Annotated in this window: 22 protein-coding genes and 1 tRNA gene; all 23 read left to right on the forward strand. The window is 29.6% G+C overall.

Annotation, left to right across the window (positions count from 1 at the left end):
* Positions 1-127: 127 nt before the first annotated feature.
* Positions 128-295: a hypothetical protein gene (locus J7M87_RS01910; RefSeq protein WP_291648135.1), complete on the forward strand. Its 168-nt coding sequence runs from the start codon at positions 128-130 to the stop codon at positions 293-295.
* Positions 288-824, forward strand: a complete 537-nt coding sequence (locus J7M87_RS01915; protein WP_291648137.1) for a hypothetical protein — start codon at positions 288-290, stop codon at positions 822-824. Before J7M87_RS01910 ends, J7M87_RS01915 begins: the two co-directional genes overlap by 8 nt.
* A 113-nt stretch (positions 825-937) precedes the next feature.
* A tRNA-Lys gene (locus tag J7M87_RS01920) sits at positions 938-1,009 on the forward strand.
* A gap of 269 nt (positions 1,010-1,278) precedes the next feature.
* Positions 1,279-1,671 (forward strand): YjcQ family protein, encoded by a 393-nt coding sequence (locus tag J7M87_RS01925; RefSeq protein WP_216685287.1) that lies wholly within the window; start codon positions 1,279-1,281, stop codon positions 1,669-1,671.
* Between the two features lie 60 nt (positions 1,672-1,731).
* A complete protein-coding gene (locus tag J7M87_RS01930; protein ID WP_216685288.1) occupies positions 1,732-1,941 on the forward strand; it encodes a hypothetical protein in 210 nt (69 codons plus the stop codon).
* A gap of 20 nt (positions 1,942-1,961) precedes the next feature.
* A complete protein-coding gene (locus J7M87_RS01935) occupies positions 1,962-2,138 on the forward strand; it encodes a hypothetical protein (protein ID WP_291648144.1) in 177 nt (58 codons plus the stop codon).
* A 57-nt stretch (positions 2,139-2,195) separates the two neighbouring features.
* A complete protein-coding gene (locus tag J7M87_RS01940; RefSeq protein WP_271846176.1) occupies positions 2,196-2,609 on the forward strand; it encodes an HNH endonuclease signature motif containing protein in 414 nt (137 codons plus the stop codon).
* Positions 2,610-2,717: 108 nt separating this feature from the next.
* On the forward strand, positions 2,718-3,182 hold the full coding sequence (locus J7M87_RS01945) for a phage terminase small subunit P27 family (RefSeq protein ID WP_291648148.1): 465 nt from the start codon (positions 2,718-2,720) through the stop codon (positions 3,180-3,182).
* Positions 3,183-3,192: 10 nt separating this feature from the next.
* The gene (locus J7M87_RS01950; protein WP_291648173.1) at positions 3,193-4,890 is read left to right on the forward strand and encodes a terminase TerL endonuclease subunit; all 1,698 of its coding nucleotides are present in this window, start codon (positions 3,193-3,195) and stop codon (positions 4,888-4,890) included.
* A gap of 4 nt (positions 4,891-4,894) precedes the next feature.
* Positions 4,895-5,122 (forward strand): hypothetical protein, encoded by a 228-nt coding sequence (locus J7M87_RS01955; RefSeq protein WP_291648150.1) that lies wholly within the window; start codon positions 4,895-4,897, stop codon positions 5,120-5,122.
* A 15-nt stretch (positions 5,123-5,137) separates the two neighbouring features.
* The gene (locus tag J7M87_RS01960) at positions 5,138-6,394 is read left to right on the forward strand and encodes a phage portal protein (protein WP_291648152.1); all 1,257 of its coding nucleotides are present in this window, start codon (positions 5,138-5,140) and stop codon (positions 6,392-6,394) included.
* Positions 6,381-6,986 carry an HK97 family phage prohead protease gene (locus tag J7M87_RS01965; RefSeq protein WP_291648154.1) on the forward strand — a complete coding sequence of 202 codons (606 nt, stop codon included), beginning with the start codon at positions 6,381-6,383 and terminating at the stop codon, positions 6,984-6,986. The genes J7M87_RS01960 and J7M87_RS01965 overlap by 14 nt, the downstream gene beginning before the upstream one ends.
* A gap of 35 nt (positions 6,987-7,021) precedes the next feature.
* Positions 7,022-8,134, forward strand: coding sequence for a phage major capsid protein (locus J7M87_RS01970; RefSeq protein WP_291648156.1), 1,113 nt, complete (start codon positions 7,022-7,024; stop codon positions 8,132-8,134).
* Positions 8,135-8,205: 71 nt separating this feature from the next.
* Positions 8,206-8,499 carry a collagen-like protein gene (locus tag J7M87_RS01975; RefSeq protein ID WP_291648158.1) on the forward strand — a complete coding sequence of 98 codons (294 nt, stop codon included), beginning with the start codon at positions 8,206-8,208 and terminating at the stop codon, positions 8,497-8,499.
* Between the two features lie 40 nt (positions 8,500-8,539).
* Positions 8,540-8,821, forward strand: coding sequence for a head-tail connector protein (locus J7M87_RS01980; protein WP_142419269.1), 282 nt, complete (start codon positions 8,540-8,542; stop codon positions 8,819-8,821).
* Positions 8,822-9,142 (forward strand): phage head closure protein, encoded by a 321-nt coding sequence (locus tag J7M87_RS01985; RefSeq protein ID WP_291648163.1) that lies wholly within the window; start codon positions 8,822-8,824, stop codon positions 9,140-9,142.
* Position 9,143: 1 nt separating this feature from the next.
* On the forward strand, positions 9,144-9,575 hold the full coding sequence (locus J7M87_RS01990) for an HK97-gp10 family putative phage morphogenesis protein (protein WP_272470390.1): 432 nt from the start codon (positions 9,144-9,146) through the stop codon (positions 9,573-9,575).
* Between the two features lie 8 nt (positions 9,576-9,583).
* Positions 9,584-9,928 carry a hypothetical protein gene (locus J7M87_RS01995; RefSeq protein ID WP_291648165.1) on the forward strand — a complete coding sequence of 115 codons (345 nt, stop codon included), beginning with the start codon at positions 9,584-9,586 and terminating at the stop codon, positions 9,926-9,928.
* On the forward strand, positions 9,929-10,555 hold the full coding sequence (locus tag J7M87_RS02000) for a major tail protein (protein WP_291648167.1): 627 nt from the start codon (positions 9,929-9,931) through the stop codon (positions 10,553-10,555).
* Positions 10,556-10,671: 116 nt separating this feature from the next.
* Complete coding sequence (locus J7M87_RS02005) at positions 10,672-10,992, forward strand: hypothetical protein (protein ID WP_272470392.1); 321 nt, start codon at positions 10,672-10,674, stop codon at positions 10,990-10,992.
* 265 nt (positions 10,993-11,257) lie between these two features.
* Positions 11,258-14,116, forward strand: a complete 2,859-nt coding sequence (locus J7M87_RS02010) for a phage tail tape measure protein (RefSeq protein WP_291648169.1) — start codon at positions 11,258-11,260, stop codon at positions 14,114-14,116.
* Positions 14,109-14,795, forward strand: coding sequence for a distal tail protein Dit (locus J7M87_RS02015; protein ID WP_142419263.1), 687 nt, complete (start codon positions 14,109-14,111; stop codon positions 14,793-14,795). The genes J7M87_RS02010 and J7M87_RS02015 overlap by 8 nt, the downstream gene beginning before the upstream one ends.
* On the forward strand, positions 14,795-16,349 hold a 1,555-nt coding region (locus tag J7M87_RS02020; RefSeq protein ID WP_291648171.1), incomplete at its 3' end, for a phage tail spike protein. The genes J7M87_RS02015 and J7M87_RS02020, both read left to right, overlap by 1 nt.

A 16,349-nucleotide genomic window follows, 5' to 3' on the forward strand; every position in this document is an offset into this window, starting at 1 on the left:
ATATATACTGGTAGATGTGAGAAATGTGGTTTAGATTTTGTTATTCGTGAAAGAATTTAATACACAATACAGAAATAAAACATATTATGAGTGGATCTTATATGGTCCACTCTATAGGAGGGATAGAATGTGTAATAAAGTATCTTGTAGATGGAACAATGCAGGACATATATGTATTAACACTAGAATAGATCAAGACAAGCTTAAATGTATAGATGGAGTATTAATATTAAACATAGATGGAAGAGAAATAAGAGCGGTAAATGGAGAGTTTGAGGAGGAGTTTAATGGATAAAAGGGAGTTCAAAGAAACAGAAGAAAAAGTTAAAAGATATTATCAAAAAGAGAAGAAGATAAAGTCTATAGAAAAGACTATTAAAATATTAGATGAACAAATAAATAAGATAGAAAAAGATTTAAGAGATTGCAACTTTAATATAGACCCAGAGGAAAGTATGTCATCATCCTTTGAAGAAAGAGTACAAACATCTGGAAGTGGAATAAGCTATGCAGAAAGAGAAATAATGAGAGTTACAGAAATGAAGATAAGAAGAGTAACTGAAAAGAAACTTGAGAGGGAAAAGCAAGAGGAATTACTAGATACTATAGAAAGAGATATAAGTGAAATAGAAGATGTAATATTCCAATTAAGTCCAGAACATAAAATGATTTTAGAAATGAAGTATGGTAAGAAATATAATGAATACAAAATAGCACATGAGGTACATTTAAGCCAAAGTCAAGTTAATAAAAAGATAAGACAAGCCATACAAAGCATAAATGAGTGGAATAGGTGGAATAATTTTGGAATAAAACTAGAATAATTTATATATAGGAAGTATGGTTTAATAATATTGTGGAAAGCTTGGACAAAGTTTTTCATTGTGGATTGACCCCCTATAATTATAGCACCTAGTATAAAAGCTAGGTGTAATGTGGAGATATAGTTCAATGGTAGAACAATAGGCTTTTTAAGCTATAGAAGTAGGTTCGATTCCTAATATCTTCTCAATAAGCCAACTATGACTTTTATACTAGCGTAGGTTAAGGTATAAAATGAGTGAAGCAAGAAAATAATCTATTGGCGGCGGTAAGACCTCACCTACAGGCACATAGTCGAATAGATAAAGGTTATTATCCATATAACCTCTCATAAATTCTCAATACCCTTTTATAGAAAAGCACTTGTTGTAGTTATAAAAAATAACTATTTAACAGGTGCTTTTTTGAAGGAATTTATAATTATATGTAGAATTGTAAATTAAAGGGGGTGAGGGTGTGGAAATATCAAATTTTGATTATGTATTGCTAAGTATATTTGAAGAGTATACAAAAGATAAATATACAGAGTATGAAAGAATAAACCAAAGGGAATTAGAATTAGAAACAGAAGAATTTATAAGGATACTAAAGGAATTAGACAATGAAGGATATATCAGTGGATTAAAATTTAATGGTAGGGGCAATTTTGGAGTGCCTTGGGTTGATAGAATAGTCTTAACAGATAAAGGGTTATTATATATAAGCAATATCGGGAAAGAAAACCATGGAAATGAAATCGGATATGAAAGAACAGAAAAAAATACTAAGATTAGTTCACTACTTAAATTAGCATATGATGAATTAAAAGATGTAGGAACAACTGTATTTGCTAAAGTATTAAAAGAATAATTGATTAAAGAACTCTAGGGATAGGGTTCTTTTTATTTTATATAAAAGCGAGGTGATAATATGGGTAAGGTAAAGAAAAGACAATATGTATTCCTAAGTAACTGGATAGGACAAGATTTAAAGTGTGCTTGTTTATTCCATAATCCTTTATGCAAGAATCATAATAAATGTGAAGAGATAGAACTTACTCTATCACCTTATGAAGATTTAGAAACTTGTATGAGGGAAAGAAGATACCAAAGGATAAATGGAGCATTAAGACAAAAATAAAATATATGGAGAGTGATAAAATGGGAAAAGATTTAATTGGATTAAGAGATACGTTTATAGAATTAGCGAATATTCTTGATGAAGCTATAGAATTAGAAAAAAGAGAAGAATCTGGAGAAGATGTAGCTAAAGAAACAGAAAGTGTAATGGGAAGATTTTTAATTAAATGTATTGAATTAGAAATATTAAATAAGTAATAGGATAGGGTTAGTAGTTAATTACTAGTCATTTTACTATTTGGAGAGGAAATTTAAATGCCTGTATATAGAAGGTGTGGGAAATGTGGTAAGAAGATATTACAAAACAGTAAGTGTGAATGTACTAAAGCGAGTGCAAGAGATTATAAAAAGAAAGTAAGAGAGAATAAGGAAAATATAAAATATAGTAAGTTTTATGATAGTCCTCATTGGAAGAGGATGAGTAAATATATAAGAATAAAGTACAATGGATTATGTTTATATTGCTTAGTTAAATTTAAAATAACAACTATTGCAGATGTAGTGCATCACATAATAGAACTTAAAGAAGACTTCTCTAAGAGATTAGAAGAGGATAATCTTTTACCATTATGCCATAGCTGTCATAATAAATTACATAAAAATTATACAGAAATAAAGAAAAAAGAGTTATATAAAATAAAAGATAAATATGAAGAGGAATATTTATAAATACCGGGGGAGTGCTTGAAGTTTCTAAATGAACATAAATAGTCCGATATGCCCAACCAGTCATATAAAATTCCCAAAATGAAAATTTTTTTATGAAAGGAGGATTTTATGGCAAGACCTTGCAAACCAATTGAAACACAAAGTAGGCATAATACTAAAGAAGAAATTGAAGCTAGAAAAAAACAAGAGGAGAAATTGAAAGGTCTAGCTGATAAAATTAAACCTCCTAAATATTTAAATAAAGATCAAAAGAAGATATTTAAATATATAGTAGATGAATTAAAGGCTAGTGGAATATTAAGTAATTTAGACATTTATGTATTAGCTACTTGTAGCATAGCAATTTCAAGATTGACAGAAATAGAAAAACAAATAAATGAAGATATAACAAATCTGTGGGATAAAACTTTAATGAGCAGTAAAGATAAATACACAAAGGATTTCTTTAGGTGTTGTAATGAGTTAAGTTTAAGTCCACAAGCTAGAGCTAAAATAGGAAGTTTAGCATTACAAGCTAAAGAAAAAGAAGAAGATCCATTGATAAAAGCTTTAAGGGATGATGATGATGGCTAATATTAGGGGGATAATATTATTAGCCAAAGCTTTAAAATATTGTGAAGATGTTCTATTAGAAAATGAATTAACCACAGAGGAAGTTAAACAACAATGTGAAATTTTTCTGAATGACTACTATTTTAGACAATATGAAGAAGAATTTGAATTTTGTTTTAGTGAGAAGAAGTTAAAAAAGATAAATAATTTATTGAAATTATTTAATTATGCAACTGGATTTATAGCAGGAAAGCAAGTTTTAGAAGGCTTAGAAAATTTTCAAGCCTTTTTTATATGTGCAATTTTTGGTTGGAGATATAAAGAAGATAAAAATAAGTTTAGATATAGGGATGTAGTATTATTTATTCCTAGAAAAAATGCTAAAACTTTTATAGCTGCAATAGTATTTTTATTATTAATGCTTACAGAACAAGATTATAGTGAATTCTATTCTATATGTATAGATAGAGATTTAGCGAAAGAAATAAGAAAAGCTATGGCACAGATAATAAGTGCAAGTCCAGCTATTAAGAGACATTTCTTTGTATCAGAAAGTGAAATAGGTATTATTAAATGCTTAATTACAAATAGTTTTTATTATCCTAGAACATCAAAAGCTAACAAAAATAATGCTATAAGACCGGCTGCTGTAGTTTGTGATGAAGTTGGAGCTTTTACTAGCAATGATAATATACAAGCTATGAGAAAAGGACAATTAAGTGTTAAAAACCCATTGATGTTAAAATTAACTACGGCTTATGCTGAAAGTGATTCAGTTATGCTTGAAGAATTGGAGTATGATAGAGCTGTTTTAAATGGGACAACAACTAATCATAGATTATTTGTACTTCTTTACTATGCAACTAAAGAAGAGGCTTGGACAGATGAGGGATTATATAAAGCGAATCCACTTAGAATTGAAGAGAATTATAAAGAAATTAAAGAAGATAGAGAAATGGCTAAAATTAAAACAAGTGAGCAAGAAGAGTTTTTAACTAAAAATTTGAATATATTCTTAAAGTCTAATGAGTTAAATAAATATTTAGATATTGACTATTGGAAGAAATGTAAAATAAGTGATGAAGAATTTAGGGAGAAAATCAAAGGAAAAACAGTAACTTTAGGACTTGATATGTCTGTAACTACAGATTTAACCGCAGTAGGAATTGAATTTGAGGATGAAAATATAATTTATTGTAAATCTTATGGTTTTTTACCTGAAGATAGTTTGCCTAATAGAAGAGAAAAACATATAAACTATAGAAATTATGAAAGATTAGGATATTGTGATATTCATAAAGGTATGACTGTTAATTATACAAAAGTTGAAGAGTATATAAGGAGTATAGAAAAGGAATATGAATGTACAATTGGATGCATTGTAACAGATCCTATGAATGCTAAGGAATTAGTTGAAAGATTATCAGAAGATTATGATGTTGTAATGTTAAAACAAACTTATAGTAATCTAAGTCCAGCAACAAAAGAATTTAGGAAAAAAGTGTATGATTACAAAATTAGATATGTTGAAAATGAATTGTTAGATTGGAATATGTCTAATGCTAGTACAACTAAAGGTAAGGTAGATGATGAAATGCTTATTAAAGAAGATAAAAATAAGCAACGTATAGATATGGTTGTAGTATTAATATTTGCTTATACAGAGTATGTAGTACCTGATGATAGCTATACAGCAATAGATGCATTAGATAATGTGAATTGGGAGTGATTATATGAAAAAAATAATAAATAAAATTAAGAAATTTATTAAAAAAATTGATATTACAGATTTAATGATATTAGGAGGTTTTTTTCTAATTTTTAAAGCTATTTTTAATATTAATGTTAACTTAGGTCTTATATTATTAGGAATAACATTTATAGTAGTAGCTGCACTAGTACACAAAGCAAAAACATCACAAGTCAAGCAAAATACTTTTAAGGAGGAGACTTCTAACTAGAAAGGATGTGAGAAAGTGATCCTAGAAAATTTATTTAACCATGAAGGTAAAGAGTACACATATAATGAAGCTGTTGAAAACTTCAGTTGGAGAGGTATAAATAAAAACAATTTAACAAGTGAGGAGTACTTAAAAGAATCTACTTATCTTAAATGTATTAATTACACAGCTAACAAGATTGCTAGTTTAAGTTTTAGTGTTAAGTATCATGATGATAGAAAAGGCGATAGGATAGCTAAAGAGTTTAGACATAATGATAAATTTTTAAGACCGAATGAGGGAATGAATTTTATTAATATGATTAGAGCTTTAGTTACTATTGGAGAGCATGAGGGGGTTAGTTGTTTATATGCTTGCCCAGCGACTGGAAAACTTTATCCTTGTAGAATAAATCAATTTTTTATAGATGATGCGGGATTAATAGACAGCATGAAAGGGATTCCGGTAGCTTTAGAAATAGTTTGTAATAATAAAACAAAGATAGTGCCAGAAGCACATTGTATTATGTACTTTGGAGGAATTACAACTGATGGAATAACAGCTAATCCCATTAGAAAGTATATGGAGTTATCTATGAAAACAAATTTAAAGGGGCAAGATATATTAGCTGATTTGTTTAATAACGGTCTAACTTCTAAGGCGTTAATTCAGTTAACTAGTGATATAAAGGAGGAAAAAGAGCTTAAAAAGATTCAAAAGAAGTTTAACAGTATGTTTTCAGCAGAAGGACGTATTTTCACAGTACCAGCAGGATATAATGTCAGCCCTTTAAACTTATCATTAGCTGATTCACAGTTTAAAGAGCTTCGTTCAATGAGTAGAAGAGAGATGGCTTCTTGTTGGGGATTAACTCCTTCTATGATAGGTGAAGATGTTTCAGGAAAAGTAGATATAGAAGCTGAAAACTTAAGGTATTTAACTGATACATTATTAATTAAAATTAAGAGCTTAGAGCAAGAATTCAATTATAAGTACGTAGGAATTGAGGAATATAATGAAGGATATTTCTTTGATATTAATTTTGGTGTACTTCTTAGAACAACAGCAGAAAAACAAAAGAACATCATCATAGATTACGTTAAAAATGGTGTCTATAGTTTAGAATATGCTAAAGGATTACTAGGAGTTCCGTTAGATAATGAGGGAACAGTTACACTTCCGAGTGGACAAGTTCTTTTAAAAGATTTATTAGAAGGTAATGTAAGTTATCTGAAAAATAAGGAGAAAAAGAATAATACTGCGAAAGGAGGTGATAATGATGGAGAAGAATAGAGATTATTTTAGCTGTATATCTCAATTTGAAGTAAGAGAAATGGGTGAGGAAAAGCAATTAGGAATACAAGGGTATGCTTTAAGATTTAATAGTATGTCAGAGGATTTAGGTTATAGGGAAGTTATAGATTTAGGAGCATTAGATGATACAGATCTTAGCGATGTTATTCTTACTTTCAATCATAGTGAAGATAAGGTATTGGCTAGAAATAATAAGCAAGAAGGAACTGGAAGTTTAAAATTAACTGTAGATTCACAAGGTTTATTCTTTGAAGCTATACCAACAGATACAAGTTACTCAAGGGACTTAATAGAGAATATTAAGAATGGAGTAATTGATAAGTGTAGCTTTAGATTTAGAATAGACTGGGGTGATAAAGAAGCTCAAAAATGGGATTGGGATGATGGTATTAGAGGATATGACCTAAGAACAATAAAAAAGATTAAAAAAATAATAGATGTAAGTTTAGTTACATTTCCTGCATACTCGCAATCAAGTGCCACTACGTATAAGAGAGCTAAAGAGGAAGCAGAGCGGGAAAGAAATTTAGCAAAAGAAAGAGAAGTCTTAGTGATTGAGCTAGGGCTTTAATCTATGTAAAAAAATAAGAAAGAAGAGGTAATAAAATGAAATCTAAAGAGATAATGAAAAAAATTAAAGATAAAAGAACAGAGGCAAGAGCAAAAATGGATGCAGGAGATATGACTGCAGCAAGAGCATTAACAGAAGAAGTTAGAGGATTAGAAGAAGACTTAGAAACTGCTCTAGCTATTGAAGAAGGAGAATTAAGAGATTTACAAGTTAGAGGTGTTCAAATACCATCTGCTACAGGAGATGAAACAAGAAAGTATACAAGAGAAGACGAGTTAAGAGCATTAGGGAAACATTTACTTAATATGCAAATGACAGATGAAGAGAGGGGGTTAGTTACAGTAGCCGGAAATGGAGCATTATTACCAGAAGGATATGTTAATGATTTAATGTTGTTAAGAGATGGATATCCATCATTAAAAAAATATGCACATGTTATTCCAGTTAAAGAGAAGACAGGGAAAATGCCAGTAGCTAATTTAGGACAAAATAAGCTTGCAAAATTATCAAGTGATACACCTATAGATCAAGGAGCTGTAAGTACAACTCAACTTAATTATGATGTAGAGGATTATGGTAAATTTGTTCCTATTGAAAGAAGTCTAAGAGATGATGAGGTTGTTGGAATTATAGAGAATATTTTAATGCCAGACTTTGCAGAAGGTGCTATAGCAATAGAGAATGAAGAAATCTTAGAAATTATAAAAAGTGGAGCTACAGAAGTAGAAGGAGCTACAGATTATGATGATGTAGAAAAAGCAATTGACTCTTTGGTTCCATCTGCTAGAGCAGGTGCTATTACTATAACTAATACAGCAGGATTTGTTTATTTAAAGAATAAGAAAGATACTTTAGGTAGAAAATTAAACTTAATTACTTATGTAGATGGAGTAGCTATGTTTAATAATAAACCTATAGTAGAACTTTCAGATACAGTAGTAACAGCTTCTCATGGAAAGTTAATTTATTATGTAGCTAATGTGAAAGAAGCTTGTAAGTTCTTTGATAGAAAAGATGTAGAGATTACAAAATCTACTGAATTCTTATTTAACAAAAATCAAGACTGTTTAAGAGCTATAGAAAGATTTGATGTTATAAAAGGAGCAACTAGATCTATAAAGAAAATAGAATTTGAAGTTACACCCTAATCAATCCCTAGAAGAAGCTAGGGTTGGAAAGGCAAAAGTAGGAAAAGCGAATGTTGGAAGGAGTGAATAGTATGGCATCATATGAAAAACATACATGGACAGATGATGAAGTAATAACTAAAGAAAAGTTAAATCACATTGAGGAAGGGATTTCTAATATTGAATTAACTCCTGGACCTAAAGGAGATCCAGGAGAGAAAGGTGAAAAAGGAGATCCAGGACCAAAGGGTGCAGATGCAGTTATTCAAAAGCTTAATAAAATAGATGCCTTAACAGCAGAATCAGCTACTACTCAAGATATAGCAACTGTAGTTAATAATTTAATAGCAGATTTAAAAGCAAAGGGATATATGAATGAAGCATAGAGAGTCTTTCACTCTCTTTTGCTTCTTAAGGAGTGATTATATGACCTTAGAAGAAGTAAAAAAATATTTAAAAATTGACTATGAAGATGATGATGATATTTTATCTGAATTACTTGTAGTAAGCGAAGAGTACATTAATTCATGTGTTGGTACTGGATATAAGAGTGATGAAAAAGCTATGAAGTTATTTAATTTACTTCAGAAGAAACTTACATATGATATGTATGAGAAAAGGGGTACTGAAATAGCTAATAATACTAAAAAGGATATTATTGTTACCACTATATTAGATAAATTAAGTAATTATAGTGAGGTAGAGTAAGTGGATAGTAGAATTAGTATTAAAAAGAAGATAAAAGATGTAGTAATTGGAAGATGGGAAGAGTCATTTCAAGATTACTATAGTTGTTGGTGTACTCCAATGGAGCTATATGGTAAAGAACTTTATGAAGCTCAAAATACAAAGCATGAAAATGTATTAGTTTTTAAAGTTAGATATTGCAAAAAAGTAAAAGATATGAGGGCTACAGATAAAAATAAATTTATTGTAGTGTTTGATAATACTGAATATCAAGTATATCAAGTTGATTTTAAAGGCAATTCAAAGGAGTATGTTTATATAAAGGCTAAAATGGTGGTCTAATATGATTATAAAATTTGAAGGTTTAGATGAAACTATTAAAGAAGTTGAAAAAGTTGCTAGTGAATTAGAAATCGAAAAGGCTAATGCAAAAATATTAAAAAAGTGTGCTAAAAAAGCAAAAGAGACCGCTAGAACTAAAATGCCTAAAAGTAATGATCCTATGTTATCAGGTAGGAAAGGAAGTAGAACAGGTAAGCATTCAGCTGATAATATACCATTAAGTGGGGTAAAAAAGAAAAATGGTTATCAAAGTATAACGGTAGGGTGGGACAAATCAGATAACTCACCCTATTTTTATACTAAATTTACTGAATGGGGAACATCAAAAATAAAACCTTTTGCATATATGGAGAGCACGAAACAAGAGTTGACAAAGTATTTTAGTGAAGTAGCAAAAAGTGAGTATGAAAATCTAATTTCAAAATTGAAGTAGGTGAGTAGATGGATATTATAGAAATTATAGCAAAAGCTTTAGAAAGTATCTCATCTAGAGGAATTACAGTAGTACAAGGTTGGTATGACAAAAATATAAATGATACTCACATTACTTTTTGTGAGTTAAGTGATAGAAGTAATAATATTTCTGATGATGAAGAAGAAGATATTGTTCATACTATTCAAGTTGATATTTGGAGCTTAAAAGATGAGTGGAAGTTAAAAAATGAAGTAAAAAAGTTAATGTTATTAAATGACTTTGGATATATTGATGGACAAGACTTTATTGAGCCAGATACTAAGATACATCATAAAGCATTAAGATTTAATTATTTAGAGGAGGTAAATTAGATGCCAGGAGTAGAAACTATAGTAAGAAGTAGAATTTGTGGTTTAAAAGACATTCATATTGCAGAAGTAACAGTTAATAATGGAACAATATATACAACAGGCACACCAGTTAAACTTGCAAGAGCATTAAGTGCAAAGGTAAGTGATAAATTTACACAAGAAAAGGTATATAGTGATGATAATGTGGAAGAAATAGTCGAGCAATATGAAGGGACTGAAATAGATTTTTCAGTAAATACATTAGCCCCACAAGATTATGCAATACTATTTGAAAATTTATATAAGAATGGATTTTTATTAAAAGCTGCAGGTGATGGAGCAAAAGAAATTGCTATTGGCTGGAGAGCTAAAAAGAGAAATGGAAAGTATGAATTTACATGGTATTACTGTGGAAAGCTTGAAAGACCTGAAATGAATTATGAAACACAAGAAGATAAAGTTAAAACACAAACAGCAAGTTTAAAGGGAAGTTTTTATGCAAGACAAAAAGAGGATACTATTGATAGCAAAAAGAGAAATCTATATGCAATTCAAGTAGATGAAAGTAATTTAGTCGAAGAAGATACTAGTGCAGCTGAAGCAATAGCTGATTGGTTTGCAAAAGTTCAAGAATATAGTACACCCTAGTCAAGCCCTAGAAGATGCTAGGGTTGGAAAAGCTAAAGTAGGTAAAGCAAGAATCTAAAGAGTAGGATTAATTTCTTACTCTTTTCTATTTATTAAATTTTATGGGTAGGTGAAACATGAAAATAAAATTAGAAATAATCAATAATGGTGAAGTTGAAATAAAAGAGTTTTCTACTATTAGAATGAGAGGTAGAGCTTTAAAAAGAACGCTTGAAATTCAAGATGTGATGAGCAAAGCAGATGAAGAGGAGATTTTTACTCAAGAACATTACGATTTAATGTGTGAATATATTTGTGAAATGTTCGGAGATAAATTTTCTGTTGATGAACTTTTAGATGGAATGGATCTTGATGAAATCTATCCAACTTTTGTGAAACTTGGTGAAGAAATTGGAAATAAGACAATGAAAAAGATGGAAAAGTTAATAAAAAAATAAAAGGCGGAAGTGGAGAAAAGGAAACTTCCGCCTTTGATGATTATGATAAAGAAAATGGATATGAGGAATTAGAGCAGGATAGTAATAAGTGGGTAGATATTTTCTTTTGGATAATAAGATATGCAATAAGAGTTCATAAAATGAGCTATAAAGAGTGTATGGATATGGATATTGTTGATTATATAGATTATTTAGAGTTTGATATGGTTAGAAACCCTATAGAAATTGACAATAGCCGGGAGTTTGATGTATAGGGGGTGGATAAATGTCAGGAGCAAATATTAAAATTGGTGCTTCAAGTAGTGATTTTCAAAATCAAATGAGGGAAGTAACAAGGCAATTAAAGCTTGTTAGTTCAGAGTGTGGAGTTGCTACAGAGAAAGCAAAGTTATTTGGTAATGCTCAAGAAAAGCTATCATCAATACAGAAAGAATTAACAGCTAAAATTCAAGCTCAAAATCAAATTATAGGTATATATAAAGATAGGATAGTTGGTATTAATTCAGAAATTGAAAAGGAAAAAAACAAACAATTAGAATTAAGTCAGAAAATAGATGAGGTTACTAAGAAAAAGGAAGACAGTATTAAAATTACAGGAAAGAATAGTGAAGAAACAAAAAAACTTTCAGAAGAATTAAGAAAATTAGAAGAAGAATATGCTAAAAGTGAACTAGAAATTGAAAGTTGTAATAATAAATTAGTTGTAGCAACTACTAAGATGAATAATACAGAAAAATCTATATTAAAGAATAAAAAGGCTCTTGAGGATATAGATAAACAAATATCTAATTTGAAATTAGAGAAATTAGAAAAAGGATTCGACAAAGTATCTCAAGCTAGTGGGAAAATGAGCGATAAATTAAAGCCAGTAAGCACAGCTATAGTTGGAACAGGAATAGCAAGTACAACTGCAAGTATAACTTTTGAAGATAGTATGGCAAAAGTTATGACTATAGCAGATGAAACTATAGTTAGTTATGATGATATGAAAAAAGCAATACTAGATTTATCTAATCAAACTGGAATTTCAGCAAATGAAATTGCTAATAATGTTTATGATGCAATTTCAGCTGGACAAAGCACAGGGGATGCAGTTAATTTTGTGACAGAATCAACAAAATTAGCTAAAGCTGGATTTGCAGAAGCAGGACAATCCCTAGATTTACTTACAACTATAATGAACTCTTATGAATTGGAAGCAAGTGAGGTAAATAAAGTATCGGATATATTAATAAATACACAAAATGTAGGTAAGGTAACTGTTGGTGAATTATCAGCTGATATGGGTAAATTAATTCCAACAGCAAAGTCAACTAGTGTTAATTTAGAACAGGTAGCAACAGGATATGCACTTATGACAAGTAAGGGTATAAAATCAGCAGAGTCAACAACATATATGAACTCAATGTTAAATGAACTTTCAAAAAGTGGAACAAAAGTTAGTGATTCAATTAAAAATTTAACAGGAAAGAGTTTTCAAGAGTTAATAGCTAGTGGTAAATCAGTTGGAGATATATTAAATATACTTGATGAAAATGCAAAAGCTAATGGGAAATCTCTTGCAGATATGTTTGGTAGTAGTGAAGCAGCAAAGGCTGCTATGATATTAGTAACTGATTCAGGAAATGCTTTCAATAAAGTATTATCTGAAATGGGTAATGTAGCAGGAGCAACAGACAAAGCATTTAATACGATAAGCGATACTAATGGCAATAAATTAAGAGTATCATTTAATGAAGTGAAAAATAGTGCTATCAATATGGGAGATACCTTAGCTCCAGTTACAGAAATGGTTGCTAATGGATTAAGTAAAGTAACTAAGGTATTAAGTAGTTTGAGTTCAGAGCAATTAAAAACTATTGCTACAATAGGTGGTAGTATAGTCACCATAAACTTAGCATTAGGAGCATTTAGTAAGTTTACAGCAATGTTAAGAAGTGGAGTTAAAGCATATAGAGATTTAAAAAGTTTTGGAGAAAAGGCTTTAAATGTAGTTAAAAAATTTGGTACTAGTACAATTAATAGTGCAAAAGCTGTAGGAAATTTTACGACAAAAGTAGGTAAAAATATGGTTAATGCAACTGTTAATGGAGCTAAAGCAGTAGGGAACTTAGCTTTGAATTTAGGAAAAGCAAGTTTACAATTCACAAAAAGTGCAATACAAGCTGGTATTAGTGCAACTAAATTTATAGCTCATAAGACAGCTACAATTGCAAGTGCAATAGCAACTACTGCTATGAGTGCAGCACAAGCTACATTAAATTTTATTATGAGTTTAAATCCTATAACACTAATAATAATAGGTATAACAGCATTAATTGCTGCTATAGTTTTACTTTGGAATAAATGTGAGTGGTTTAGAAACTTAGTAATGGAAATGTTTGAATCATTAAAAATAGCCTGGAATGTTACAATAGAGGTTTTAAAAATAATATGGCAAGCATTTGTTGATACATGGAATTTAGCAGTAGAAGGAATTAAAAGTATATGGACTAGTATATGTAATTTCTTTAAAAGTATATGGGATAGTATAGTTAATTCTATAAAGGCAGTTTGGGAAGGATTTAAAAATATATTTTCTTCAATAGGAGATTCAATATCATCAATATGGAGTGGATTGACAAATACAATATCTTCAGTATGGAATAATGTTGTTTTAGGAATTAAAAATGCATGGAATGGTATAATATCACCATTTCAAAGTGTGGTTAATTCTATAAAAGGAATTTGGGATGGAATAAGGTCAATGTTTAAGTTACCTCATTTCAGTATAACAGGTAAGTTTAGTTTAGTCCCTCCTTCAATACCTAAGGTGTCAGTTGATTGGTATTATAAAGGAGCTATATTTAAGTCTCCAACTGTATTAGGTGGAGTTGGTGTTGGAGATGCATTTAATGGTCAAGGATCTAATGCAGAAGCAATAGTACCATTAAGTGAAATGTATAGAAATATTAAGGGGATAGTTGATAATAGTACAGATGGAGATACAGTTATTTATCTAACCAATATAACTGAATTAGATGGTGAGGTTATAAGTGAAAAAACTACTAAAAAAGTAATTAAAAAAATTACTAAAGGAACTAATAATTATAGAAGGGGAAAAGGAGGGCTAGCATTTGTCTAATTATTTTATTGTTTATAATGATAGTACTAATTTAGATGTTAATTTATTAGTAATAAATAGACCTTCTAAGCCTGCTCCAGTTATGGAATATGAAGAGGTAAAAGTACCAGGAGGAAAAACTCTTTATAGAGAAAAAGGATATGGAGATATAGAGATAACTGTATCTTTTAATTTTATGTCTAAATATTCCTGGGATAAAGACTTTAGGAAAATAAAACAATGGCTATTAAGTAAAGTAAATAACAAATTAAAATTTAGTGATGATTTAGAAGTATTTTATAGAGTTAATAAAGTTACGATAGAAACTCCTGAAAGAGTAATGAAGAAAGTAGGGAGATTTAATGTTACATTTATTTGTGATCCTTTAACTTATATAGAAGAGAATGAAAGAGAGTTACCACAAGCTTTATATAATGATTATTTAGTTGCAAAGCCTATTTATCGCATAGTTGGTGAAGGTTATTTAACCATGAATATTAATAATAAGACTATTAAAGCTAATGTTGGCCAAGAATTAATAATAGATACTGATAAAGGATTATGTTATAGGAAAGGAATAATAAATAATGTGGCTTTAGAAGGTAAATATGCGGATATGTATTTGCAAGAGGGTAATAATACATTTAGTTGGACAAACGGATTTAAAATTTATATTTTGCCTAATTGGGGGTGCTTATAATGAATACAATTGAAATATATGTTAAAAGTAATACCAATTATAATAAAAATGGAGATATAACATTAGATCCTATATCTTGTATTTATAAGGATAGTGAAAATTTAATAACATTAGAGCACTTTCAAGATGAAGAAGGCAGATGGAAGTATATTGAGTATGAAAATGTAATAGCAATAGAAGAAAATGAAAAGAAAATACTGTATAGAATTTATAATGTTGTTAGGTCTTTGTATAAAGTAATAGCTTATGCAAGACCTATTTTTTATGACTTAGTAGATAAAGTACTACTAGATGTAAGACCTACTAATAAGCTAGGACAAGAAGCTATAAATATAATTTTAGCAGGAACAGGATTTACAGGTCATAGCAATTTAACAACTCTAAGCACTTCTTATTATATTAGAAAAAACATTGTAGAAGCGTTAATAGGAGATATGGACAATTCCTTTATTAATCGTTGGGGTGGTGAATTCTACTGTGAAAACTATGATATATACATTAATGATAGAATAGGCTCTGATAATGGAGTAAGAGTTGAATTTGGATATAATCTTAATGAAATTGAAGAAGATATAAATATAGAAAATGTAGTTACCAGAATAATTCCAGTAGGGTTTAATGGAATAATGCTAGAGGGGAATTTTCCATGGGTAGATAGTCCGTTAATCAATAAATATACTCAAATTAAAATGAGAGTTATAGAGTTTTCTGATGTTAAAGTAAAAGAAAATTCGAATGATGAAGAAGGATTTAATAATATTGAAGAGGCTAGAGCTGAATTAATAAGAAGATGTAATAAGTTATATGAGGGCGGAATAGATAAGCCTACAGTAAATTATAAAATTGATATGATTAATATAGCAAATACTACTGCATATGAAGGCTTAGAAATGCTTGTAGATGTAAAAAAAGGTGATACAGTAACTTGTTATATACCTCATTTAGATATAGATGTTAAAGCTAGAGTTGTAGATTTTGAAGAAGATAAAATAACCGGAGAATATATATCTATAGAATTAGGAAATGAAGTAAGTAACTTCTTTAAAGATCAAGCAGATGTATTATCTATAGTAAAGAAAATAACAAATGATAATGGTTCAGTAAAAGCAAATGAAATACAAGGTGTAATTAATGCTATTCAAACTCAATTTAAGGCGCTCAGGGATATAGCTCAACCTCAAGATGTGAGAGCTATTATTTTTGAAGATAGAGTAGAAAATAGTCCAACTTTTGGGTGTATGGTTTTAGGTACTATGGGATTTGAAATAGCAAGTAAATTTAAGCCTGGTACCCAAGAGTGGGATTTTAGGACATTTGGAACAGGACAAGGGTTTATGGCAGATTGCATTATTGCAGGTATCTTAATGAGTAGAAATGGTGTTTCGTGGATAAATTTAGATAATGGTACTTTTGACTATGCTAATGGGAATTTATCTTATGATGGTCTTACAATGCAAATAATAGGTAAGATAATTAATGTTCTAAACGGCTATGGTGTAGAAATGGATCAAGGTGGTCTTATGTTTGCTACAAATGGAGAAGTGGTTGGGGGTA

The organism is Clostridium sp., assembly GCF_017888565.1.
In the GTDB taxonomy this organism is placed as follows: domain Bacteria; phylum Bacillota; class Clostridia; order Clostridiales; family Clostridiaceae; genus Clostridium.